The following is a 23620-nucleotide window of genomic DNA, read 5'->3' as shown; positions in this document are numbered from 1 at the left end:
GCCGGTCCGGCCTGCGTCTTACCGCAACAGACTGGATGCCATGTTTCCCTATATATTAAAACGCCTGATGGGCCTGATACCGACCTTGCTGATCGTGGCGGTCATGGTATTTCTGTTTGTCCACCTGCTGCCGGGCGATCCGGCGCGGCTGGTGGCCGGACCCGAAGCCGACTCGCAGACAGTCGAGCTGATCCGCCAGGACCTGGGCCTGGACAAACCCATGCACGAACAATTCATCAACTATTTCAGCAAGGCCTTGCGCGGCGACTTCGGCACCTCCCTGCGCAGCAAGCGCCCGGTCAGCACCGAAATCGCTGAACGCTTCTGGCCTACTTTCTGGCTCACCGTCACCAGCATGGTGTGGGCGGTGCTGTTCGGCCTGGTGATCGGCATCGTCTCCGCGGTATGGCGCAACGAGTGGCCGGACCGCCTGGGCATGACGCTCGCGGTGTCCGGCATTTCCTTTCCGTCGTTTGCGCTGGGCATGCTGCTGATGGAGCTGTTTTCAGTCAAGCTGGGCTGGCTGCCGACTATCGGCGCCGACAGCTGGCGCCACTACATCCTGCCGTCGCTGGCCCTGGGCGCAGCGGTGGCGGCCGTGATGGCGCGCTTCACCCGCTCCTCGTTTGTCGAAATCCTGCAGGAAGATTTTGTGCGCACCGCGCGCGCCAAAGGCCTGTCGGAAACCGTCGTGGTGCTCAAGCATTGCCTGCGCAACTCCCTGATCCCGGTAGTCACCATGATGGGCCTGCAGTTCGGCTTCCTGCTGGGCGGCTCTATCGTGGTGGAAAAAGTGTTCAACTGGCCTGGCATGGGGCGCTTGCTGATCGATGCCGTCGAAATGCGCGACTACCCGGTGATCCAGGCCGAGATCCTGCTGTTCTCGCTGGAATTCATTTTCATCAACCTGGTGGTTGACGTGCTGTACGCCGTCATCAACCCAAGCATCCGTTACAAGTGAGGCCGTCCGTGTCTACTCCATCCAATCCGGTCGCAGCGATTGCTGCTGCACCGCTGCCGAGCACCATACGCACGCCCTGGAGCGAATTCTGGCGCAAGTTCAAGAAGCAGCACCTGGCGGTTGCAGCCGGCTGCTTCGTGCTGTTCCTGATCGTGGTGGCGATTGCCGCGCCCTGGCTGACGCCTTACGACGCCGAAAATTATTTCGACTACGACGCCCTGAACGCCGGGCCGTCGCTGGCGCACTGGTTCGGCGTCGATTCCCTGGGGCGCGACATTTTCAGCCGCATCCTGATGGGCACGCGGATTTCCCTGACCGCCGGCTTTTCGTCGGTTGCGGTAGGCGCCGTGGTCGGCACCCTGGCCGGCCTGATTGCCGGTTATTACGAAGGCTGGCCTGACCGCATCATCATGCGCATCTGCGACGTGCTGTTCGCCTTTCCCGGCATCTTGCTGGCGATCGGCATCGTGGCGATCCTCGGCAACGGCATGTCGAACGTGATTTTCGCGGTGGCGATTTTCAGCATCCCGACTTTCGCCCGCCTGGTGCGCGGCAATACGCTGGCGCTGAAGCACCTGACTTTCATCGAAGCGGTGCGCAGCATAGGCGCCAACGACCGCACCATCATCCTGCGCCACATCTTCCCCGGCACGGTGTCGGCGGTGGTGGTGTATTTCACCATGCGCATCGGCACTTCCATCATTACCGCCGCCAGCCTGTCGTTCCTCGGCATGGGCGCGCAGCCGCCGATGCCGGAATGGGGAGCGATGCTCAACGAAGCGCGTTCCGACATGATGACCGCGCCGCATATCGCGATCTTCCCCAGCCTGGCGATTTTCTTCACGGTGCTGGCGTTCAACCTGCTGGGCGACGGCTTGCGCGACGCCCTCGACCCTAAAATCGACAGACGATGAGCCTGGTCCTCCCTCACATAGGCAGATTGCCGGCCGGCCCGCTGAACGCCATCAGCGATGTCGCCGGCGTCACGGTCGGCCACGCTACGCTGGCGCAAGGAGCCGTCCAGACCGGCGTGACGGTGATCCGCCCGCACGGCGGCGATCCGTTCCGCGACAAGGTGCCCGCCGCCGCGGTCGTGTTCAACGGCTTCGGCAAGAGCATAGGGCTGGTGCAGCTGCAGGAACTGGGGGTGCTTGAAACCCCGGTCGCGCTGACCAACACCATGTCGGTCGGCAGCATCGCCACGGCCCAGGTCATTTCCGCTATCCAGGCCAACCCGGAGATCGGACGCAGCGAACCGACGGTCAATCCGCTGGTATTTGAATGCAACGACGGCTACCTGAACGATATCCAGGCCATGGCCGTCAGTGCCGAGCACTATCGGCAAGCGCTGGCCAGCGCCGCGCCCGGGTTTGAGCAAGGCGCGGTCGGCGCCGGGCGCGGCATGTCGTGTTTCGACCTCAAGGGCGGCATCGGTTCGGCTTCGCGCCATGCAAGCGCCGGCGGCATGCAATATTGTGTCGGCGCGCTGGTGCTGGCCAACTTCGGCAAGCTGGCGGCGCTGACGCTGGCCGGCCAGCATATCGGAAACGGCCTGCGGCGTTTGCGGCAAACCACGCCAGACGCACCCGAGATGGGGTCGATCATCATGATCATTGCGACCGATGCGCCGCTCGACGCGCGCCAGCTGGGACGGCTGGCAACCCGCTGCGGCGTCGGCCTGGGCCGCACCGGCTCGATCTACGGCCACGGCAGCGGCGACCTGGCGCTGGCGTTTTCCACGGCGCAGACCGTGCCCTCTCGCCCCGGCAGCGCTATACGGCAGAGCGCTTCCTTGCACGACAACTTGCTCGACCCGCTGTTTGAAGCAGTGGTCGACAGCACCGAACAAGCCATCGTCAATGCGCTGTTTGCAGCGCAAACCGTGACCGGACGCGACGGCCACCGGCGCTTGTCCCTGCGCGATGCGGCAGCCGGCCTGCCTTGATCCACCTGACAGAACATAATAATGAAAATCCTGATTTCCGTTGATATAGAAGGCGTCGCCGGTGTATTCCATCCGGAACAAACGCGCGCCGGCAATCCCGAATACGAACGCGCGCGGCGCCTGATGACGGCCGAAGCCAACGCCGTGATCGAGGGCGCGCTGGCCGGCGGCGCCACCGAGATCCTGGTGAACGACTCGCACGGCGGTTTCCGCAACCTGCTGCCTGACTTGCTGCATCCGGCCGCCAGCGCAATCCTCGGCAAACCGCGCCTGCTCGGCATGATGAGCGGCGTCGACAGCGGCGTCGCCGGTGTGATGATGGTCGGCTACCATGGCCGTTCGCAAAGCCGCGGCATCCTGGCGCACACCATCAACAGTTTTGCTTTTTCGCGTATCTGGCTGAACGGGCAGGAGCTGGGCGAAGCCGGCATCTACGGCGCGCTGGCCGGCGAATTCGGCGTGCCGGTGATTTTCGGCAGCGGCGACGATGTTTTTGTGGAAGAAAACCGGCCGCTGTTTCCGCAGGCCACGCTGGTCAGCGTCAAGACCGCCGACGGCAGCAACAGCGGCACATCGCTGTCGCCGCAACGCGCCCTGGGTTTGCTGGGCGAGGGCGCCAAGGCCGCACTGGCCAATCTTGCCGCCGCGCGCCCCTTCATCTTGCCGCCTGCGATTACCTGCAGATTGCAGATCCAGAGCCCTGCGCTGGCCGACCTGTTCTGCCAGCTGCCTTTGCTGCAGCGGATCGACGGCGTCAACGTCGAATTCACTGCGCCGTCGGTGCAGTACGCCGTCAGGATATTGAACAGCCTGTCGGCGATGTCTTTCATGCTGCGTTAGCAGCTGGATCCGTTTGCGCAGCCGGTTTCTTCAAGGGCCGGCAAAACCAGGCGCCGGCCGCCAGCTGCACCAGCAACGCAAGCGCCCACGAGGCCCGGTGTGCCACCGCCGCATAACTGCCGGTATCGTGCGGCCAGGCATTGAGCAGCAAACCGAAGCCATACTGCACCACGAACGCGCCGGCGAAAATCGCCAGGGTCAGCCCGGTGCTGACGCGGCCGGCCAGGTGGAGCGGAAACTCGCGCACCAGCGCCGCATACGACAGCACGCCCGAAGTGCCCAGCAAGCCATATAAACCCCACAGCAGCCAGCCCGGCAACGGCGCGCCGAGCACGATCAGCAGCTGCGCCAGCATGAACAGGAACATCCCTGCGCCGGCGGTCATGTGCAAGGAAATCCCGCGCCGCTGCAAACGGCGCGCCAGCCAGCCGGAACCGACCGCGCCCAGCACCATCGCCAGGCCGGCCAGCGCCACGATATTGGCTGCGGCGGCAGCCGGCAGCTGGCTGACATCGCGCAGATATGGCCCAGCCCACAAACCCTGCACGCCGAGAAACACGCCCTGGCTCGCCATCACAAAAGGCGCAGTGCGCCAGAACACCGCGCTGCGGAAAATGCCGCCGATGTCGCGCAGCTGCGCCGCCAGGCTGCTTTTCGGATGCTGCTCATCCTTTTCCGGCACCAGCGTAAACAGGGCCAGCACGATCATCAGGATCAATCCCGCAACCGCCACGAACAGCACGCGCCAGGTGGTCAGGCTCAGGGCCCAGGTAATCGGCGTTCCGGTGGCAACCGCGCCCAGGCCGCCGATGGCATAGATGGCGCCGTTCATCAGCGGCAAGTGGTCGTGCGGGAACCAGGCGACAATCGCCTTCAGGCCGGCCATCAGGCAAGCTGAGGTGCCGATCCCCAGCAGCAGGCGGCCGACCAGCAGGCTGCTGAAGCCATGGGCATTGGCCGACACCACGGCGCCGGCCGCGGCCAGCAGCAGCAAACAGGCCAGCACCCGGCGCGGACCGAAGCGGTCCAGCAAGATGCCGAGCGGCAGCTGGCAGGCGGCGAATGCGAAAAAATACAGGCTGGTCAGCAGCCCCAGCTGGGCCGGCGACAAACCCAGCTCGCTGCTGAGCAAAGGCGCCAGCGGCAGGTTGATGCCGCGCGCCAGGTAGGAAATGAAATAGCCCGAGGAAAATATCAGGAAAACACGGGTAGCGAGCTTCATGGCCGGTCACTCATCAAGAACAGGATATGACGATGGTAAAGAGCAAACTGCCCCAAGGCCAACGAAGTGTTTTATCCTTATATGTGAATGGAATTAACCGATTGACCGAAAAATGCGCAAACACCTTCCTCGCCATCATGTTTGAACGACTGCCGCCGACCCAGACCTTGCGTGCGTTTGAAGCTGCCGCGCGGCTCGGCAACTATACTCGGGCCGGGGAAGAACTGCACCTGACGCACAGCGCCATCAGCCACCAGATCCGCGCGCTCGAGCAACGCACCGGACGCAAGCTGTTCCAGCGCGAAGGCCGGCAGATGGTGCTGACCGACGGCGGCCGCCTGCTGGCAGGAGAAGTGCGGCAGGCGCTGCTGGCGCTGGACCGCGCCCTGCACATCGGCCAGGCCGAGCGCCGGCGCGCGGGACAGGCATTGCGCGTCAGCGTGCCGCCATCGTTTGCCAGCGCCTGGCTGGTGCCGCGGCTGGCCGCGTTCCACCGGCAGCATCCGCATATCGACATCAGCTTGCGCACCAGCCACGAACTCAGCGAACTGGATTTCAGCGACGCCGACGTCGCCATCTGGTACGGCCGCGCCGGACACAAGAATTTCCGCTGCCAACGCTTGCTGAAGGAAGTGATTTTCCCGGTATGCAGCCCGCGCTTCGCCGCCAGCCATCCCGCCATCACGCCGCACGACCTGGCGCACCACTCCTTGCTGCGCTTTGCCCACCATGGCGGCTGGGAGCCGTGGTTTGCCGCCGCCGGCATCAGGCAAGGCGAACCGCGGACCGGTCCGGTGTACGACGACCCCATGCACCTGCTGGACGCCGCCGCTGCCGACCAGGGCATCGCGCTGGCGCGCAGCTGCCTGGTGCGCAACCATCTGGCCGATGGCCGCCTGGTGCGGCTGTTCGACATCACCGCCCCGGCCCGCGGCAACTACTTCTCGGTTTCGCCCTTCGATACAGAAAAGACAGCCACCATCGCCGAGTTCCAGGAATGGCTGGGCGCAATCTTGTCAGACTCAACAGAATAAAAATCCATGCCTACCATTACTTCGCTCACGCTGTACCCGATCAAATCCTGCGCCGGCATTGCCTTGCAGGCCGCCACCGTCACCGCCGCCGGCCTCAGCCATCAACATGCGCACGACCGTGAATGGATGGTGGTCGACAGCGGCGGACAGTTCCTGTCGCAGCGCAGCCATCCTGCCATGGCCCTGATCGTGCCGGCCTTGCAAGCCTGCGCCATGACCGTGCAAGCACCCGGCATGCCGCCGCTGCCGGTCCCGACCGCGCCGCTCGATCGCGCGCAGGCGGCATCGCTGGCGGTGACCGTCTGGGACGACAACCTGAGCGCCCACGACTGCGGCGACGACGCTGCCGGCTGGTTCTCGCGCGTCTTGGGCCAGCCCTGCAGGCTGGTGCGCTTCGACCCTGCGGCCAGGCGCCTGGTCAGCAAAAAGTGGACGCTCGATGCGGATGCGCCGACCCGCTTTGCCGACGGCTATCCGATGCTGCTGATATCGCAGGGGTCGCTGGACGACCTGAACCGGAAACTGCAGGCGCAGGGCCGGACGCCATTGCCGATGAACCGTTTCCGGCCAAACATCGTGATCGATGGCGTGGACGCTTTTGAAGAGGATTTCCTGGAAACGCTGCAGGCCGGGCCAGTCTGCCTGCAGCCGGTAAAACCCTGCACGCGCTGCCCGATGCCGGCCATCGACCAGGCCAGCGGAGAAATCGGCCCCGATCCGATGGATATCCTGCTGACCTACCGCGCCAACCCGCGTGTCGACGGCGCCGTCACTTTCGGCGTCAACATGATAGTGCGAGAGGGGAATGGCGCGATCCTGCGCATCGGGCAGGACATCGAGGGTGAACTGGCGTTCTAGAGAGGTTACTGCGGCTTGACGGCGGGCACCGCCAGCTCGGCCTGCAAGCGCTCGTACTTGGCTTGCAGCTGTTCCTTGGATTCATGCCAGGCCGGATCCAGCGGGATGCAGCTGACCGGGCAGACCTGCTGGCATTGCGGTTCGTTGAAATGGCCGACGCACTCGGTGCATTTATGCGGATCGATTTCGTAAATCAGCGGTCCCATGTAAATCGCGCCGTTCGGGCACTCGGGCTCGCATACGTCGCAATTAATACAGTCGTCGGTGATCAATAAAGCCATTTCACTACTCTACTCAAGTTGCCGCGGGACCAGGTGATCCCGCCTTACTGCCTTGCCGCCATTTTAATCCCGTTGGGGATCCGCCGCTGCCGAGCTGCTCAGGGCTGCTGGGCGTCCAGCTTTTCCTTCAGCCATTTTTCGACCGAAGGGAAGACGAATTTGGAGACATCGCCGCCCAGCGTGGCGATCTCGCGCACGATGGTGCCCGAGATGAACTGGTACTGGTCGGACGGCGTCAGGAACAGGGTTTCCACATCCGGCAGCAGGTAGCGGTTCATGCCCGCCATCTGGAACTCGAACTCAAAGTCGGAAACCGCGCGCAAGCCGCGCACGATGACGTTGGCATCATGCTGGCGCACGAAATCCTTGAGCAGGCCGGAAAAGCTTTCCACCTGCACATTGGGGTAATGGCCCAACACTTCGTTGGCGATCGACAGCCGTTCTTCCAGAGAGAAAAACGGTTTCTTGTTCTTGCTGTCGGCGACGCCTACCACCAGCTTGTCAAACAGCCCGGATGCACGACGCACCAGATCTTCATGGCCGCGCGTGAGCGGATCGAACGTACCTGGATAAACAGCTGTGACCATCTTTCTTCCCCCAATCAGATCGCGCATTATGCCTGAATTTGCATCAGGCAGAATGCACTTGCCTTTTCAGCAAGTGGTAAAACACTATACCAGCCTTGTCCGCCCGCAGCAGCTGCCAGCCGCCCAGCCAGGCCGGCAGAGCGTCCTCCTGCAGCGCGAATTCAGATTCAAGGTACAGCAAACCGTGCTCGGCCAGCAAACCCTGGCATAGCGGCAGCACTTTTTCCAGCCAGCCCTGCTGGTAGGGCGGGTCGAGGAAAATCAGGTCGAAGCGCGCAGAATCTGCAACGGCCGCGGCGCCGGCCTCGATGCGAGCCTTGCTTAGCCAGGTGACCGCATCGCTGCGCAGGATCCGCACCTGGCTCGCGTCCAGCTTGGCCTTGGTGGTTTCCAGCTGGCGCGCCGCCGGCGTATTGTGCTCGATCATGGTCACTTCCAGCGCTCCGCGGCTGGCGGCTTCAAAACCCAGCGCGCCGGTGCCGGCAAACAGGTCGAGGCAGCGTATCGTGCTCCAGTTGCCGTCCAGCAAGTGCGTCAGCCAGTTGAACAGGGTCTCGCGCACCCGGTCCGGCGTCGGCCGCAAGCCTTCGCTGTCCAGCACGGCCAAAGGCGTGCGTTTCCAGGCGCCGCCAATGATGCGGACCTGGCGCGCCAGGGGCGGTTTGATGGCGTGCACCGGGGTCTTCGGCGGCTTTTTGCTGCTTGGTTTTTTCATTAAGTTTAATAAAGATGGGAAAATTTGCCGGAAATCCGTCAATAGCTTCTACGCACCGGGCTATCCCTGATTTGATGGCCTGCGCTCTGATAGAATGCCGGGGATTGTACCTCTTGTGCAGCCGCCTCCGAAAGGCTGCTGCAGCGCCCTATTTCACCGCCTTACAGATCAGGCCTCAGATGTTTAGCTTCTTCAAGAAAAAACCAAAACCCGAAGTCACGCCCTTGCCGGAATCTTCCGCGCCAGAGGCGCTGCCACAGGCCGATGCCGCGGAGGCTGCGGCGGTTGCTGTCCCTGACGCGCCGCCTCCGGCTGCCGTGAACGCCGTGCCGGCGGAAGAAATCGAGATCGTTTCCGCGCCGGTGGCGGCGGAACAAAAACGCTCCTGGCTGTCGCGCCTGAAAACGGGGCTGTCGAAAACCTCGTCCAACCTGAGCATCCTGTTCGTCGGCGCCAAGATCGACGACGACCTGTACGAGGAGCTGGAATCGGCGCTGCTGGTGTCCGACGCCGGTGTCGACGCTACCCATTTCCTGCTCAACGCCCTGAAAAAGAAGGTCAAGGAAGACAAGCTGACCGAGGCGGCCCAGGTCAAGGCGGCGCTGCGCACCTTGCTGATCGATTTGCTTTCCCCCCTGCAAAAACCGCTGGTGCTGGACCAGCACCAGCCGCTGGTGATGATGATCGCCGGCGTCAACGGCGCCGGCAAGACCACCACCATCGGCAAGCTGGCCAAGCATCTGCAAGCGCACAAGCAGTCGGTGCTGCTGGCCGCCGGCGATACGTTCCGCGCCGCGGCGCGCGAGCAGCTGACGATCTGGGGCGAACGCAACAACGTCACCGTGATCGCGCAGGAATCCGGCGATCCGGCCGCGGTGGCGTTCGACGCCGTGCATTCGGCCCAGGCGCGCGGCACCAACGTAGTGATGGTCGATACCGCCGGCCGCCTGCCGACCCAGCTGCACCTGATGGACGAGCTGAAGAAAATCAAGCGCGTCATCGGCAAGGGCATGGCCACCGCGCCGCATGAGATATTGCTGGTCATCGACGGCAACACCGGCCAGAACGCGCTGGCGCAGGTCAAGGCGTTCGACGATGCGCTGGGGCTGACCGGCCTGGTGATCACCAAGCTGGACGGCACCGCCAAGGGCGGCGTGCTGGCGGCCATCGCCACCACCCGCGCGATCCCGGTGTACTTCATCGGTGTCGGCGAACAGATCGAAGATTTGCAGCCGTTTGACGCGGCTGAATTTGTGGATGCACTGCTGAGTTAACTTCAAGCCAATTATTGATGACAGGCCCTAACATTCCATGATTGAATTCAACCAGGTCTCCAAGAAATATACGCGCGACGTGGTCGCACTGCGCGATATCACATTGACGGTTAACAAGGGCGACCTGATTTTCCTGGCCGGCCCGTCCGGCGCCGGCAAGACCACGCTGCTCAACCTGATCGCTGCAATCGAACGTCCCAGCAGCGGCACGCTGACTGTCAGCGGCGCCAACGTCGGCAAACTGAAATCTTCCGGCCTGCCTTACCTGCGGCGCAACCTCGGCCTGATCCTGCAACAGCAGAAGCTGCTGCAGGACCGCAGCGTGCTGGCCAATGTCATGCTGCCGTTGCTGGTCACCGGCGCCACCCGCGCCGAAGCCGAGAAGCGGGCCCAGGCCGCGCTCGACAAGGTCGGCCTGCTGGACAAGGCGGCCACCGATCCGCAAGCCCTGTCCGGCGGCGAACAGCAGCGCGTGTCGATCGCCCGCGCCATCGTCAACCGGCCGCAAATCATCCTGGCCGACGAACCGACCGCCAACCTTGACCGCGACAACGCCAACAAGGTGCTGGATGCGCTCAGGTCGTTCCACGCGGCCGGCGTGACCTGCCTGATTTCCACCCATGACGAACAATTCCTCAACAGCGCCAACCGCGTGGTGTTCCTGGACCAGGGCCAGATCGTCGACCACTGGCAGAATTCCGCAGTCGGAGGTGCAGCATGAAGAGCTGGCTGCGACAACACCTGTTCGCCATCAGCGACGCCTTCACCCACCTGTTCAAGGCGCCCGGCGGCTTTGCGCTGAATGTGCTGGTGGTGGCGATTGCGCTGGCGCTGCCGTTCGGCGGCCTGACCCTGATCGAGAACGTGCGCCCGGTCTCCGAGCAGCTGGCGGTAGAGCCCGAGATCAGCATCTTCATGGCGCTGGATGCCGCGCGCGACAAGACCGCCGCACTGGCCAAGCCGATCGACGCCGTCCTGCAGCAGCACCACAGCTCGGCCAAAGTCGTGTTCATTCCGCGCGAAGACGCCTTGATCAGCCTGAAAAACAAGACCGGCATGGACGACGCGCTGACCACCCTGGGCCAGAATCCTTTGCCGGACGCGTATGTGCTGAAACTGGCCGGCTTCCACGATGCGCCCGATGCTGCCCGCATCGACACCATTGCGGCTGACCTCAAGGCCTTGCCCGGGGTCGACACGGTGCAGGTCGATTCCGAATGGGTCAAGCGGCTGGCGGCGCTGCTGGGAATATTGCGCCTGGTGCTGATGTTCCTGGCGGCCACGCTGGCGGTGGTGGTGGTGGCCGTGGTGTTCAATACCGTGCGCCTGCAAGTGCTGACCCAGCGCGAAGAAATCGCGGTCGCCAAGCTGGTCGGCGCTACCGATGCGTTCATCCACCGGCCGTTTTATTACACCGGCGCGCTGCTCGGCCTGTGCGCCGGCGGACTGGCGCTGGGCGCGGTGGCGCTGGGCCTGCAGCCGCTGAACCAGGCGATCGCCGAGTTCGCCCGCTTGTACGCATCCGAATTCCGCCTGCTGCCGCTGAACTGGATCGCCAGCCTGGCGTTGCTGGCGATCAGCGCCGGCCTCGGCCTGGCCGGTGCGTTGCTGTCGGTGCGGCGCCATCTGGCCCGCCTGGCCTGAACCAGGCTCCGAGGCCAGCGTGTTCCACCATCCATCCGAATTCGTCACCTTCAAGACCAGCCCGCATTTGCCGGGCGTGGAATTGTATTCGGCGCGGCTGGTCGACCACGAGTTCGCGCCGCATGTGCACGACGCCTACTCGCTGGGCGCGATTGAAACCGGCGTCGAGCGTTTCCGCCACAAGGGTTCCCAGCATGTGGCCCCGGCCGGCACGCTGGTGCTGTTGAATCCTGACGAACTGCATGACGGCCACGCCGAGATCGCCGCCGGCTGGACTTACCAGATGCTGTTCATCGAACCGCTGCTGCTGCGCGAGCTGACCGGCAGCGAAGTTTATTTCGCTGCCGCCACCGCCCACGATCCCCAGCTGGCCGACAGTTTCCAGCTGCTGTTCAAGCGCATGTGGCAGGCGCCCGACGATCTCGCGTTCATATCGCATTTCACGGTGTTGATAGACGCTGTCACGCAGCGCTACGGCAAGAACCTGCGCCCGGTTTCCATACTGAAGCCCGGCCAGCCGCAACGCATGCTGGCGATGCGGCGCGTCCTCGACTGCATCGAAGCCAACCTGGACCAGACCCTGCATATCGACACCCTGGCGACCGAAGCCGGCATGTCTGTCTTTCATTTCGTGCGGGCCTTCTCGGCCGCGTTCCACGCCACCCCGCACCAATATCTGCAAGCGCGCCGCGCCACACGCGCCAAGACCTTGCTGGCCCAGCGCAGCACCCCGACCGACGCCGCCGCCGCGGTCGGGCTGGCCGACCAGAGCCACCTGACGCGCTGGTTCAAGCGCGCCTATGGCGTCACGCCGGCCCAGTATCAACAGCAAATTGGTACAAGACCGCTGGGCTAAAGATAGGCATGATGGGTAAATCTCATCACTCGTCCCCGACCTTTTTATGGCATCGCCTCGATTAACTGCACCGCTGCCGGAAGCCGCCCTATGCTGACCGGCCTGTTATGCGCCCTGGGCGCAGGAATGATGTGGGGCCTGGTGTTCATCGCGCCCCTGATACTGCCCGACTACCCCGGCCTGATGCTGTCGTTCGGCCGTTACGTGGCGTTCGGCCTGATCGCGCTGGCGCCCGCCCTGCTTGACCGCAAGCGCATAGCCGCGCTGACCCGGGCCGACTGGCGCGCCGCGCTGAAACTCTCGCTGGTCGGCAACCTGCTGTATTACGCAGCGCTGGCGACTGCGATCCAGCTGGCGGATGCGCCGCTGCCGACCATGCTGATCGGCACCCTGCCGGTGGTGATTTCCGTCTTTTCCAACTGGTCGCCGGGACATGCGGCGGAAAGCGTCGCCTGGCGGCGGCTGGCGCCGTCGCTGCTGATCATCCTGGTCGGCATCCTGTGCGTCAACGCCGCCGAGCTGGCGCATATGCGGCTGGCGGGCGCCGGCAATACACGCTCGACCGGCGACTACGTGCTGGGCTGCCTGATCGCGCTGGGCGCGGTCGCGGCCTGGACCTGGTATCCGATCGTCAATGCCCGCTACCTGCGCGCCCATCCGCATATCAGCCCTTCCACCTGGGCTACCGCGCAGGGCCTGGCGGTCTTGCCGCTGGCGCTGGCCGGGCTGTTCGGCTATGGCGCCTACCAGAAACTGACGGGCGGCAGCTACGCCTTTCCGTTCGGACCGCGGCCGCTGCAGTTTGTCGGCCTGATGCTGGTGATCGGCCTGAGCGCCTCCTGGATCGGCACCCTGCTCTGGAACAAGGCCAGCCAGCATCTGCCGACCGCGCTGCTGGCGCAGCTGATCGTGTTCGAAACCCTGGCGGCGCTGCTGTATGCCTTCATTTTCCGCGACGCGGTGCCAGGCTTGCAGGTCATGGCGGGCGTGGCGCTGTTATGCATAGGCATAGTTTTCGGTGTGCGCACCTTCCAGCATCAGATACCATAGGGGCTGCTTCCATTTCCGCAGCCGCTGCGCCATTTCGTGAAACCTGTGCTTACCTTGCCTTCCCGCCTGTTGCTTGCCTGTTCCGTACTGGCATTGCTGGCCTGTTCCCCCAAGTTCAACTGGCGCGAAGTGCGCAGCAAGGACGCGCCTTACAGCGTGCTGCTGCCGGCCAAGCCGTCGACCTTCGCGCGCCCCATCGATCTCGACGGCACGCCGGTCACCATGACCATGACCGCCGCCAAGGTGGATGACACGGTGTTCGCGGTCGGCAGCGCCACCGTGCCCGACGCCGCCAAGGCGCAAGCGGCATTGAACGCGATGAAAACCGCATTGGTGAAGAACATCAACGGCACCGTCAGGGCGGAAAAAGCAACCGCGGCTGCCAGCGGTACGCAGGGACTCTCGGCCAGCATCGAGGTCGAAGCGGTCGGCACCACCCCGGGCGGCAAGCCGGAAATCCTGTACGGGCATTTTGTCAGCAAGGACAAGGAAATCTACCAGGTCATCGTGATGGGGCCGGAAAAAGCCGTCTCACGGGAAAATGCAGAGACTTTCATCTCTTCGTTCAAACATGATTAGCATTGATGCAATAATGCGACCGGCCGCCCTGCTCTGTAACCAGCGGTGACAGCAGTGGCAAGCCCCCCGACAAAGGGGTATTCTGTACAATGTCTTTTTTCATCAAAAACAATATTCTGAGGTTTTATGTTAGTTACATTCAAATCCAAGGCGTCGGCCGAAGTCACCATGTTCGACTACGATGCCAAGCGCATCCTCGACCTGCTGAATAAAGATGTGAAGATCGGCGTCATCACCGCCGAAGAAGGCGCGGCAGCGATCGCCAAGCTGGAAGCGGAAACATCGGAAAGCCGCGCCCATCCGGCATCGGACAGCGTGCAGCACGACATCGCAGCCCATCACAACGAGGCTGGCGACGACAGCGGCCATGAGCCGGTGCAGACGGTCAACTTCGCCAACAAGATCTATCCTTTGCTGGAAATGCTGCGCGAAGCGCACAAGCACAATAACGACGTGCTCTGGGGCGTTTGATGACCTCAGGTCTTGAGCGACAGCTTACGACCGCAGACGGCATCCCTCTCTTCGTCGCCGACTGGCCGCCAGCTGCTGGCGTGCCGGCGGCGGGCAGCATCCTGCTGATGCACGGACTGGGCGAACATGCCGGGCGCTATGCCCATGTAATACGTTTTTTCAATCGCTGCGGCCTGCTGGTGCGCAGCTACGATCACCGCGGCCACGGCCGTTCCGGCGGACCGCGCGGCGATGTGCCGGACGAATCCGCCTTGCTGCGCGACGCCCGGCTGGTGCTGGACGACTTCAACCGCCAGGCGCAACTGGATTATCCGGCGCTGGCAGGCAATGCACCCTTTTTATTCGGCCATAGCATGGGCGGCCTGTTTGCGGCCCGCTTCGCGCTAGCTGCGATGGCGCCGCTGCGCGGCCTGGTTTTATCCTCGCCCGGACTGGCCTTGCGCCTGAACCGGGTGCAGCTCGGCATGCTCAGGCTGATGTCGCTGGCGGCTCCCGGCGTGGCCGTGCCCAACGGCCTGGACGTCAGCCACCTGTCGCACGATCCAGCAATCGCCAAAGCGTATAGCGCCGATCCGCTGGTGCATAACAAGATCACCGCGCGCCTGCTGAACAGCATGCTGCGCTCGGGGGAGTTCGTCCTGGGCCAGGCGCAGACCCTGGCGATCCCGACGCTGCTGGTGATCGCCGGCGACGACCGCATCATCGATCCCGACGGCAGCCGCCGTTTTTTTGCTGCCTTGCCGCCTGCCATCGTCACCTTCCGCGACTATGACGGCATGTACCACGAGATTTTCAACGAAGTCGGCGCGGAACGGGTATTTGCAGATGTGCGCCGCTGGCTTGAGGCGCAATACATGCTGCAGCCGCCGGCGGCAGTACATCCCGCCCTGGCTGACTGAAGTTATTCGTCAGCCGCAGAAGTTGCCGGCCAGACATCTTGCTCTATTGCCAGGCTAATCCGTTATGGCAAAAGATTATTGCTGTCAAGCAATCCTGAAATTTCACTTTTTCCCGCCACAATCGCGACCTAACTGTAGGTGAGCGACCATATCCCCGCTACAATCGCGTTGTTACCTTCCTGTCTAGCTGCGTCGTTATGATCTCCTTCGGCATTACTGATTTTGGCCTGTTCCTGATGGCCGTCCTGCTGCTGAACGCCACTCCCGGCCCGGATACTGCCTATATCGTCGGCCGCAGCGTCGCCCAGGGCCGGCGCGCCGGCCTGCTGTCGGCGCTCGGCATCACAGCCGGCTGCTGCATCCACGCGACCCTGTCGGCTTTTGGCCTGACGGCGCTGCTGGCAGCCTCCGCCACCGCCTTCATGGCCGTCAAGCTGGCGGGCGGCGCCTACCTGGTCTACCTCGGCATCAGGATGCTGCTCAGCAAGAAAGCAGCAGCCAGCGAACAGCCGCCGCAGCTGGACCTGCGTTCGCACAAGACGATTTTTGTGCAAGCCCTGATCACCAATGTGCTCAATCCCAAGGTGATCTTGTTTTTCCTCTCCTTTTTCCCGCAGTTCGTGCGCCACGATTCGCCGCACAAGATCGCTGCCTTCCTGGTGCTGGGCGCGGTGTTTTCGGTCGTCACGCTGTGCTGGAACAGCGGCACCGCCATGCTGGCCGGCACCCTGACACGGCACGCCAGCAACAATCCGCAAATCAAGCATTGGCTGGAACGCACAGTGGGCGCCGCCTTTATTGCGCTGGGCATCAAACTGGCTTTAACCAAAAACTGAGCAAGATCCGATTTTCCGACAACTATTACCCGCAGAACAGACCTGAACCACTTGTGACCTATTCGACCCTTAAAAAAGACTCTCTCGCCTTTAGCCTGTTAGGCGCAGCCCAAGCCATCGCCCTGGTGCGCGACGGCGCGGCGCTGCCGCAGGCGCTGACCCAGGTATTTGCACAATCGGCAGCGCCGGCGCCAACGCGCGGCGCGATCCAGGACATCGCCTACCGCACCATGCGCGGCATCGGCCGCGCCGAAACCCTGCTCGGCAACCTGGCCAGCCGGCCGCCGGAGCCGACCTTGCTGCATTGCCTGCTGTGCGCCGCACTGTGCTTGCTGGCTGACGTCGACGATCCGGCATATGAGAATTTCACGGTGGTCAACCAGGCTGTCACCGCAGTCTCTTCCGATCCCCAGATGGCCCACGCCAAAGGCATGGTGAATGCGGTGCTGCGGCGCTTCCTGCGCGAACGCGATGCGCTGGTGGCAGTTGCCGTCAAGACGCCGTTCGGCTTGTGGAATTATCCGGTGTGGTGGATAGACCGCATGAAAGCTGCCTATCCGCAGCAATGGCAAGCCATCCTCACTGCCGGCAATACGGCGCCGCCGCTGACCTTGCGCGTCAACCGCCGCAAGACTTCGGTAGCCGCTTACCTGGAAACCCTGGCCAGCCACGCGATAACGGCGCGCCAAATCGGCCCGGATGCAATACGCATGGACACGGCGATGCCGGTGGCCCAGATCCCCGGCTTTGAAGACGGCCTGGCCTCGGTGCAAGACGCCGCCGCCCAGCTTGCCGCACCGCTGCTCGACCTGCAGGACGGCATGCGGGTGCTGGACGCTTGCGCCGCCCCTGGCGGCAAGACCTGCCATATCCTGGAAACCGCCGAGGTCGACCTGACCGCGCTCGACAACAATCCTAAGCGCCTGCAACGCATTACCCAGAACCTGCAGCGCCTGCAACTGGAGGCAAAACTGCAACTGGGCGATGCCAGCGTCGGCAGCCAGGGCGGCGACTGGTGGGACGGCCAGCTCTTCGACCGCATCCTGGCCGATGTCCCCTGCACTGCCTCCGGCATCGTGCGCCGCCATCCCGACATACGCTGGTTGCGGCGCAAGACCGATACCGAGCAACTTGCAACACTTTCGGCAAAGATTCTGGACAATCTTTGGCAGATGCTACGCCCGGATGGTAAATTGTTACTCGTAACATGTTCCGTATGGCCACAAGAATCGGAAGCCCAGGCAGTAGCCTTTGCTGCGCGCAACAATGCGCGCAGGCTGCCGGCGCCGGGCCAGCTGCTGCCGACCGCCGATGCCGGACAAGATCACGACGGCTTGTTTTACGCGCTGTTCCAGAAGTGCTGAAGCATGTGTAGTACTGCAACCCTTTTGCCATAACTTTTTTACCATACCCGAAACCAGTGACACGACCATTGCCTCAATTCATAAAATACTGGCTGCTGGCCCTGCTGCTGGCTCTGTCTTTTAGCCCGCCATCCAGCTATGCATCGGACGGCGTTGAATTGAGTCAGGCCCACATCGAAGCCGGCGACGACGGCTATCGCTTGTCGGCAACGTTTTCCTTCGACCTCAACCGCGGCCTGGAGGATGTGGTCAACCGCGGCGTCACCCTGTACTTCACCACCGACGTCGAACTGACGCGGCCGCGCTGGTACTGGTTCGATGAAAAGGCAATTACCGCCACCCAGACCATCCGCCTGCAATACAACGTCATCACGCGCCGCTACAACGTCGCCATCAACGGCAGCCTGCAGCAGAGCTTCAATACCCTGGACGACGCCCTGTCCCTGATCCGCCGCCCCAGCCGCTGGCTGATCGCCGACAAGAGCGCGCTCAAGCAGGGTGAGGTGTACCGGGTCGCGGTGCGCATGGGCCTCGACCTCGGGCTGCTGTCCAAGCCGTTCCAGGTTAACGCCCTCAACAATAGCGACTGGCGCTTTTCTTCCGACTGGAAGAGTTTCAACTACAAGGTGGAATAGCCGTGTCGCGCGCGTTACGCTATCTGCTGGTGGTCGGCGGCGCCGTCGCCAGCATCCTGCTGTTCCTGCTGTCGTCGGCCTCGGCCAATTCGGATTTTTTCGACAAGCACTATCCCTGGCTGCTGGGCTTGAACGCGCTGGTGGCGGTAGCGCTGTTTGTGCTGGTCTGCCTGCTGCTCGGACGACTCTACAATCGCTACAAACGCGGAAAATTCGGCTCGCGCCTGACTGCCAAGCTGGTGCTCATGTTTGCGCTGATCGGCATCTTGCCGGGGGCCGTGATTTACGTGGTGTCGCTGCAATTCGTGTCGCGTTCGATCGAATCATGGTTTGACGTGCATGTCGAAACCGCCCTGCAGGCCGGCGTCAACCTGAGCCATGCGGCGCTGGATGCATCGCTCAGCGACCTCAGCGCCAGGGCGCACACGCTGGCGGCCGAATGGTCCGAGCTCTCCAACTCGGCGCAAGCGACCCAGCTGGGCCGGCTTAGCGACCAGAACCTGGAGGCATCGATTGTTACCGCCAGCGGCCAGGTCATCGCGTCCGTCGGCGGCCACCTGGGCACGCTGGTGCCTAACCTGCCGACCGCCTCGATGCTGCAGCGGGCCCGCCTGCCGCGCGGTTTTGCCGAAACGGAAAGCGATTTTGATGCTCCCGGCAACAACCCAGGCAAGCCGGCAACCGGCAATGAAACCGCCAACCTGCGCCAGCACGTGGTAGTCGAAATCCCGGCGCCGCTAAGAAGTTCTTCGTTGCAAAACGAAACCCATTTCCTGCAAATGGTGCAGCCGGTGCCGGCCTACCTGGCCTCCAACATCGGCATCCTGGCCTCTACCTCCTCCGAATATCAAGAGCGCTCGATAAGCCGTTCCGGCTTGCGCAAGATGTACGTAATGACCCTGACCCTGACCTTGCTGCTGGCGGTGTTCAGCGCCATCGTCAGCGCCTTCCTGATCGCCACCGACCTGGCCAAGCCCTTGCTGCTGCTGGCGGAAGGCACCAAGGCGGTGGCTGAAGGCAACCTGTCGCCGCGGCCGATCGTCGCTACCTCGGACGAATTGGGCGTCCTGACCCAGTCTTTCAACCTGATGACGCGCCAGCTCTACGACGCCCGCGCCGCGGTGGAAAAAAACCGCAGCGAACTGGAAAACGCCAAGGCTTACCTGGAATCGGTGCTGGCCAACATGTCGGCCGGGGTGATGGTGCTGGACGGCGATTTCCGCCTGGTCACCAGCAACCAGTCGGTAGCCCGCATCCTGCAATACGATTTTTCGCCGCACATCGGCCAGCCGCTCACAATCATCGACGGCCTGGCGCATTTCGCGGAAGTCATCATCAACGCCTTTTCCGAACAGAACGCGCAATTCGCCACCGGCAAGATCGGCGCCGAGCTGCTGCACTGGCAGCAGCAGATCGAAATCCCGCGCCGGGTCGACAGCGGCGAGAACAGCGACAGCGACGACATCACCCTGCTGGCGCGCGGTTCGCGCCTGCCGGTCGAAAACCGCGCCGGCTACGTGGTGGTGTTCGACGATATCTCCGACGTCATCTCAGGCCAGCGCTCGATCGCCTGGGGCGAAGTGGCGCGCCGCCTGGCGCATGAAATCAAGAATCCGCTGACGCCGATCCAGCTCTCGGCCGAACGGCTGCAGATGAAACTGGAAGACAAGCTGATGACCCAGGACGCCGCGATCCTGAAGAAAAGCACCGACACCATTGTTAACCAGGTGGCTGCGATGAAACGCATGGTGGACGATTTCCGCGACTACGCCAAGACGCCGCCGGCGGTGTTGGGCGAGCTCGACCTGAACGTGCTGGTGGCGGAAATCCTGCATCTCTACTTGGCCGGCGACGAACGCGATATGATCCATGCATCTTTGGCGCCGGACCTGCCGCTGATCATGGGCGACGCCACCCAGCTGCGGCAAGTGATCCATAATCTTTTGCAAAACGCCCAGGACGCCGTCCTCGACCGCAGCGACAACGCCACGCCGCCGCGCATCGACCTGGTCACCGAGCGGGTCAGCTACCAGAGCTCGGATGGCCTGTCGCGCACCGCTGTGCGGCTGTCGATTACCGACAACGGCTCGGGATTCTCGCCCAAGATACTGGCCAGGGCATTCGAACCCTACGTCACGTCGAAGCCGCGCGGCACCGGCCTGGGTTTGCCGATGGTGAAAAAAATCATCGACGAACACGGCGGCCGCATCGATCTGCAGAACCGAAGCGACACAAAGGGCGCAAAAATCCTGATTTTGCTGTTAAAGTTAGCTTAGTGTGGTGTTTCGCGTATGAGGGAGCCCCAGAAGTGCTGATTTTTTGTGTCGGGCTAGGCGCAAACCGGAGCGATAGCTGAACTATCGCGAGGATTTGCAACGACGGCCGGCGCAAAAAGGCAGCGCTTATGGGGTTTCATCATATGCGAAGCACCGCACTGAAGTGATGATTCAGCCATAATTTGATCAAGAACAGCTGCAAATTGGCGAATTGCTGATATAGCATATGTATCCGGACGCGGAAATAAAACAAATAGACATTGATAACTTAACTGGGCTGTCCGAACAGTCCATACAGTGGGATTTGATGCAACAGGAAATGGGAAGGCTACCGCATGGCTAACATCCTAGTCGTTGACGACGAAATGGGAATTCGGGAATTGCTCTCGGAAATTTTAGGTGACGAGGGGCATGTAGTAACCGCCGCGGAAAATGCACAACAGGCTCGCGAATTTCGTCAGGGCGGCGTACCCGATCTGGTGCTGCTCGATATCTGGATGCCGGATACCGACGGCGTCACGCTCTTGAAGGAATGGCAGCGCGACGGCTTGCTGACCATGCCTGTCATCATGATGTCCGGCCACGCCACTATTGATACCGCGGTAGAAGCGACCCGCATCGGCGCCCTGAACTTCCTGGAAAAACCTATTGCCCTGCAAAAGCTGCTGAAAGCAGTCCAGCAAGGTTTGTCGCAAGGTCCCAAGACCGCGCGCGCGCCAACCCTGTATCCGCAGCCGGCAGCCTCCTCCAATGAATTGAACGACACGGTCGTTACTGCCGGCGTCTTTAACAATCCTGCTTCGTCGGAAGCAACGCACATCGCGGCCCTGCCATCGGTCGCGGCCTCGTCCGAGAGCCTGTTCTCATCCTCGTTCGGCCTGCCGCTGCGCGAAGCGCGCGATGCTTTCGAGCGCGCTTACTTTGAATACCACCTGATCCGCGAAAGCGGCAGCATGACCCGGGTAGCGGAAAAAACCGGGCTGGAACGCACCCACCTGTACCGCAAACTGAAGCAGCTCGGGGTTGACCCCGGAAAGTTGTCGAAAAAAGGCGGATGACCCTCACCACCCTGGTCAGCGGCGGCTCGGCCGGCATGCGCGAAGCCGCCATCTATTCCGCCCTGGAGCAAGAACTCGGGGTAACGTCAGAACGCAGCGGCGTCCACCTCAGCACCGCGCTCATACTGGAAGGCCTGCCTGACGGCAAAACGGCGGCGCTGCCGCCAGGGCTCGCGCAAGATCTCGACATCAAACGGATCGCGCCCGGCTGCTTTTGCTGCATCGGCAACCTGACCCTGCGCGTCACCCTCAATCGCTTGCTGCGCAAACCCCCGGCGCGCATCTACATCGGCATCGCCGACAGCACGCACCTGCCGCGGCTGCGCGATTTCCTGTGCCATCCTCCCTACGACGATTTTCTCGAACTGACCCCGGACCTGGTCCTCTGACGGCTGTTTTCGGAGGCGTCGTGCGGCTATGCAGCATTTGCTTTAATATGGACGCAACTTTCGCTGGATTCCCGTCTCTAAGTATTTGCTTCGAACAATCAAAAGAAAAATATCGATAGCACCAGCCTATGTACACTCTTTAACAAATCCTATTAGCACTCGACTATAGAGAGTGCTAATATATTCAAGTCAAACGTCTGATCGTTGATCTACCGGCAGCTTAAGCTGGCCGGACAGCAAGGAGAAAGAATGAAGAATCCATCAGTCAACACTGCTTTAATGCCCACCGACACCAGTGCCCTGGCGCTCGGCTTTTCCGGTACGCTGGGAAATATTGACGCGTATATATCGGCGGTGAATCGCCTGCCGATGTTGACACATGATGAAGAAATTTCTTTAGCGCAACAATTGCGCGACAAGAACGACCTCGGCGCCGCCCAAAAGCTGGTGCTGTCCCATTTGCGCCTGGTGGTTTCCATCGCCCGCGGTTATCTCGGCTACGGCTTGCCGCATGCCGACCTGATCCAGGAAGGCAATATCGGCCTGATGAAAGCCGTCAAGCGTTTCGATCCGGACCAAGGGGTACGGCTGGTGTCGTACGCCATGCACTGGATCAAGGCCGAAATGCATGAATACATCCTGAAAAACTGGCGCCTGGTGAAAGTTGCCACCACCAAGGCGCAGCGCAAGCTGTTTTTCAACCTGCGCAGCCATAAGGAAGGCCTGGACGCCATGACGCCGACCCAGGTCGATGCGCTGGCCAAGACCCTCAACGTCAAGCGCGAAGAAGTGATCGAGATGGAAACGCGCCTGACCGGCCGTGACATCGCGCTGGAAGCGCCGACCGATGACGACGACGACAAGTTTGCACCGATCGCCTACCTGTCGACCGAAGCGCAAGAGCCAAGCAAAGTGCTGGAAGCGCAGCGCTACGACCGCATGCAGTCGGAAGGACTGGAATCGGCACTGAGCAAGCTGGACGACCGCTCACGCCGTATCGTCGAAGCCCGCTGGCTGGCCAACGACGACGGCTCCGGCGCCACCTTGCATGAACTGGCGGACGAGTTTGGCGTATCGGCAGAACGGATACGGCAGATCGAGGCGGTTGCGCTGAAGAAGATGAAGGGTTCGCTGGCGGCGTTTGCCTGAGGAACCGATTGCAAATAGAAAAAGGCAGCCAGTGGCTGCCTTTTTTATTGCCTGCCTACATCGATTATTTCAACAGCAGTTTCAAATCATGGGCAATCGGATCCGGCCCCTGGCCGTGGCGCACGAACAGGCGGATATGGCCTTCCGGATCGAATACATAGCTGCCGGCGGTATGGTCCATGGTGTAGCTGCCCGGGGTCTTGCCGGGTACTTTCTGGTAGAACACGCGGAATTCCTTGGCTACCTTGTCGGTCGCCGCCTGGTCGCCGTACAGGCCGACAAAACTCGGGTCGAACGCCGGCACATACTTGGACAGCAGCTCCTGCGTATCACGCTCCGGATCCACGGTGACGAACAGGACCTGCACCTTGCTTGCCAGCGGCCCCAGTTCCTTCATCACATTGGCCATCTCCACCATGGTGGTCGGGCAGACGTCCGGACATTGGGTATAGCCGAAAAATACAACTACCGCCTTGCCCTTGTAATCAGCCAGCGTGCGCGGCTTGCCGGTGTGGTCGGTCAGCGCGAAATCGCGGGCGTAGCCGAGGCCGGTGACGTCGGTGTTGATGAAAGCGCTGTTGGCAGGCGACAGTGTCATTTCCTGGCCGCCGCCGGCAGATTTGTCGCCGCAGGCGGTTAAAGACAAAGCCGTCAGCAGGCCGGCGACAGCCACGGTAAAAACACGCTTCATGTTTGC

26 protein-coding genes are annotated in these 23620 nt (G+C 62.3%); 21 read left to right on the top strand and 5 right to left on the bottom strand.

The window, feature by feature from the left end:
* The first annotated feature begins 40 nt into the window (after positions 1-40).
* The 4 genes from gsiC to BM062_RS06400 are packed head-to-tail and all read left to right on the top strand — an operon-like array spanning position 41 to position 3746.
* Positions 41-961 (top strand): glutathione ABC transporter permease GsiC, encoded by a 921-nt coding sequence (gene gsiC, locus BM062_RS06415; RefSeq protein ID WP_092394817.1) that lies wholly within the window; start codon positions 41-43, stop codon positions 959-961.
* Between the two features lie 8 nt (positions 962-969).
* On the top strand, positions 970-1875 hold the full coding sequence (gene gsiD / locus BM062_RS06410) for a glutathione ABC transporter permease GsiD (RefSeq protein WP_092394815.1): 906 nt from the start codon (positions 970-972) through the stop codon (positions 1873-1875).
* The gene (locus BM062_RS06405) at positions 1872-2906 is read left to right on the top strand and encodes a DmpA family aminopeptidase (RefSeq protein WP_092394812.1); all 1035 of its coding nucleotides are present in this window, start codon (positions 1872-1874) and stop codon (positions 2904-2906) included. The genes gsiD and BM062_RS06405 overlap by 4 nt, the downstream gene beginning before the upstream one ends.
* 21 nt (positions 2907-2927) lie before the next feature.
* Positions 2928-3746, top strand: a complete 819-nt coding sequence (locus tag BM062_RS06400) for a M55 family metallopeptidase (RefSeq protein ID WP_092394809.1) — start codon at positions 2928-2930, stop codon at positions 3744-3746.
* Here the strand turns inward: BM062_RS06400 and BM062_RS06395 are convergent.
* Entirely contained in the window at positions 3733-4968 is a 1236-nt protein-coding gene (locus BM062_RS06395) for an MFS transporter (RefSeq protein WP_092394806.1), read from the bottom strand. The genes BM062_RS06400 and BM062_RS06395 overlap by 14 nt on opposite strands.
* Before the next feature lie 101 nt (positions 4969-5069).
* Here BM062_RS06395 and gcvA point away from each other — a divergent pair, with 101 nt between their 5' ends.
* Together gcvA and BM062_RS06385 are read left to right on the top strand one after the other, a co-directional pair.
* On the top strand, positions 5070-6002 hold the full coding sequence (gene gcvA / locus BM062_RS06390; RefSeq protein WP_175500906.1) for a transcriptional regulator GcvA: 933 nt from the start codon (positions 5070-5072) through the stop codon (positions 6000-6002).
* Positions 6003-6008: 6 nt separating this feature from the next.
* Positions 6009-6860 (top strand): MOSC domain-containing protein, encoded by an 852-nt coding sequence (locus BM062_RS06385; protein WP_092394800.1) that lies wholly within the window; start codon positions 6009-6011, stop codon positions 6858-6860.
* 5 nt (positions 6861-6865) lie between these two features.
* Here BM062_RS06385 and BM062_RS06380 read toward each other — a convergent pair whose 3' ends face one another.
* The 3 genes from BM062_RS06380 to rsmD form a co-directional block, all read right to left on the bottom strand.
* Entirely contained in the window at positions 6866-7141 is a 276-nt protein-coding gene (locus BM062_RS06380) for a YfhL family 4Fe-4S dicluster ferredoxin (protein WP_092394797.1), read from the bottom strand.
* A 98-nt stretch (positions 7142-7239) separates the two neighbouring features.
* Positions 7240-7728 (bottom strand): pantetheine-phosphate adenylyltransferase, encoded by a 489-nt coding sequence (gene coaD, locus BM062_RS06375; protein ID WP_038485166.1) that lies wholly within the window; start codon positions 7726-7728, stop codon positions 7240-7242.
* 43 nt (positions 7729-7771) lie between these two features.
* Complete coding sequence (gene rsmD, locus BM062_RS06370) at positions 7772-8443, bottom strand: 16S rRNA (guanine(966)-N(2))-methyltransferase RsmD (protein ID WP_092394794.1); 672 nt, start codon at positions 8441-8443, stop codon at positions 7772-7774.
* A gap of 179 nt (positions 8444-8622) precedes the next feature.
* On the opposite strand from rsmD, the gene ftsY reads away from it, so the two are divergent.
* The 15 genes from ftsY (at position 8623) to rpoH (ending at position 22923) form a co-directional block, all read left to right on the top strand.
* Positions 8623-9717, top strand: a complete 1095-nt coding sequence (gene ftsY / locus BM062_RS06365; RefSeq protein WP_092394791.1) for a signal recognition particle-docking protein FtsY — start codon at positions 8623-8625, stop codon at positions 9715-9717.
* A gap of 37 nt (positions 9718-9754) precedes the next feature.
* Positions 9755-10438, top strand: a complete 684-nt coding sequence (locus BM062_RS06360; RefSeq protein WP_092394788.1) for a cell division ATP-binding protein FtsE — start codon at positions 9755-9757, stop codon at positions 10436-10438.
* On the top strand, positions 10435-11361 hold the full coding sequence (ftsX, locus tag BM062_RS06355) for a permease-like cell division protein FtsX (RefSeq protein ID WP_092394785.1): 927 nt from the start codon (positions 10435-10437) through the stop codon (positions 11359-11361). The genes BM062_RS06360 and ftsX overlap by 4 nt, the downstream gene beginning before the upstream one ends.
* A gap of 19 nt (positions 11362-11380) precedes the next feature.
* The gene (locus BM062_RS06350; RefSeq protein ID WP_254784959.1) at positions 11381-12217 is read left to right on the top strand and encodes an AraC family transcriptional regulator; all 837 of its coding nucleotides are present in this window, start codon (positions 11381-11383) and stop codon (positions 12215-12217) included.
* A 90-nt stretch (positions 12218-12307) separates the two neighbouring features.
* Positions 12308-13267, top strand: coding sequence for a DMT family transporter (locus BM062_RS06345; protein ID WP_092394779.1), 960 nt, complete (start codon positions 12308-12310; stop codon positions 13265-13267).
* 36 nt (positions 13268-13303) lie between these two features.
* Positions 13304-13846 carry a hypothetical protein gene (locus BM062_RS06340; RefSeq protein ID WP_254784958.1) on the top strand — a complete coding sequence of 181 codons (543 nt, stop codon included), beginning with the start codon at positions 13304-13306 and terminating at the stop codon, positions 13844-13846.
* Between the two features lie 126 nt (positions 13847-13972).
* A complete protein-coding gene (locus BM062_RS06335) occupies positions 13973-14317 on the top strand; it encodes a DUF1840 domain-containing protein (protein WP_092394773.1) in 345 nt (114 codons plus the stop codon).
* The gene (locus BM062_RS06330) at positions 14317-15216 is read left to right on the top strand and encodes an alpha/beta hydrolase (protein WP_254784957.1); all 900 of its coding nucleotides are present in this window, start codon (positions 14317-14319) and stop codon (positions 15214-15216) included. Before BM062_RS06335 ends, BM062_RS06330 begins: the two co-directional genes overlap by 1 nt.
* A 197-nt stretch (positions 15217-15413) precedes the next feature.
* Entirely contained in the window at positions 15414-16052 is a 639-nt protein-coding gene (locus tag BM062_RS06325; protein WP_092394767.1) for a LysE family translocator, read from the top strand.
* Positions 16053-16105: 53 nt separating this feature from the next.
* Complete coding sequence (gene rsmB / locus BM062_RS06320; protein ID WP_092394764.1) at positions 16106-17416, top strand: 16S rRNA (cytosine(967)-C(5))-methyltransferase RsmB; 1311 nt, start codon at positions 16106-16108, stop codon at positions 17414-17416.
* Positions 17417-17484: 68 nt separating this feature from the next.
* A complete protein-coding gene (locus BM062_RS06315) occupies positions 17485-18051 on the top strand; it encodes a DUF4390 domain-containing protein (protein ID WP_254784955.1) in 567 nt (188 codons plus the stop codon).
* Between the two features lie 2 nt (positions 18052-18053).
* Entirely contained in the window at positions 18054-20327 is a 2274-nt protein-coding gene (locus BM062_RS06310; RefSeq protein ID WP_092394758.1) for a sensor histidine kinase, read from the top strand.
* 335 nt (positions 20328-20662) lie between these two features.
* Entirely contained in the window at positions 20663-21385 is a 723-nt protein-coding gene (locus BM062_RS06305; protein WP_092394755.1) for a response regulator, read from the top strand.
* Positions 21382-21774, top strand: coding sequence for a GTPase (locus tag BM062_RS06300; protein ID WP_092394752.1), 393 nt, complete (start codon positions 21382-21384; stop codon positions 21772-21774). Before BM062_RS06305 ends, BM062_RS06300 begins: the two co-directional genes overlap by 4 nt.
* 249 nt (positions 21775-22023) lie before the next feature.
* A complete protein-coding gene (gene rpoH / locus BM062_RS06295; protein WP_092394749.1) occupies positions 22024-22923 on the top strand; it encodes an RNA polymerase sigma factor RpoH in 900 nt (299 codons plus the stop codon).
* 64 nt (positions 22924-22987) lie between these two features.
* Here rpoH and BM062_RS06290 read toward each other — a convergent pair whose 3' ends face one another.
* Complete coding sequence (locus BM062_RS06290; RefSeq protein WP_092394746.1) at positions 22988-23614, bottom strand: SCO family protein; 627 nt, start codon at positions 23612-23614, stop codon at positions 22988-22990.
* Between the last annotated feature and the right edge of the window lie 6 nt (positions 23615-23620).

It is taken from the genome of Collimonas sp. OK412, assembly GCF_900112135.1.
Lineage (GTDB): Bacteria > Pseudomonadota > Gammaproteobacteria > Burkholderiales > Burkholderiaceae_D > Collimonas > Collimonas rhizosphaerae.
This window is presented reverse-complemented; position numbering and strand designations above follow the sequence as displayed.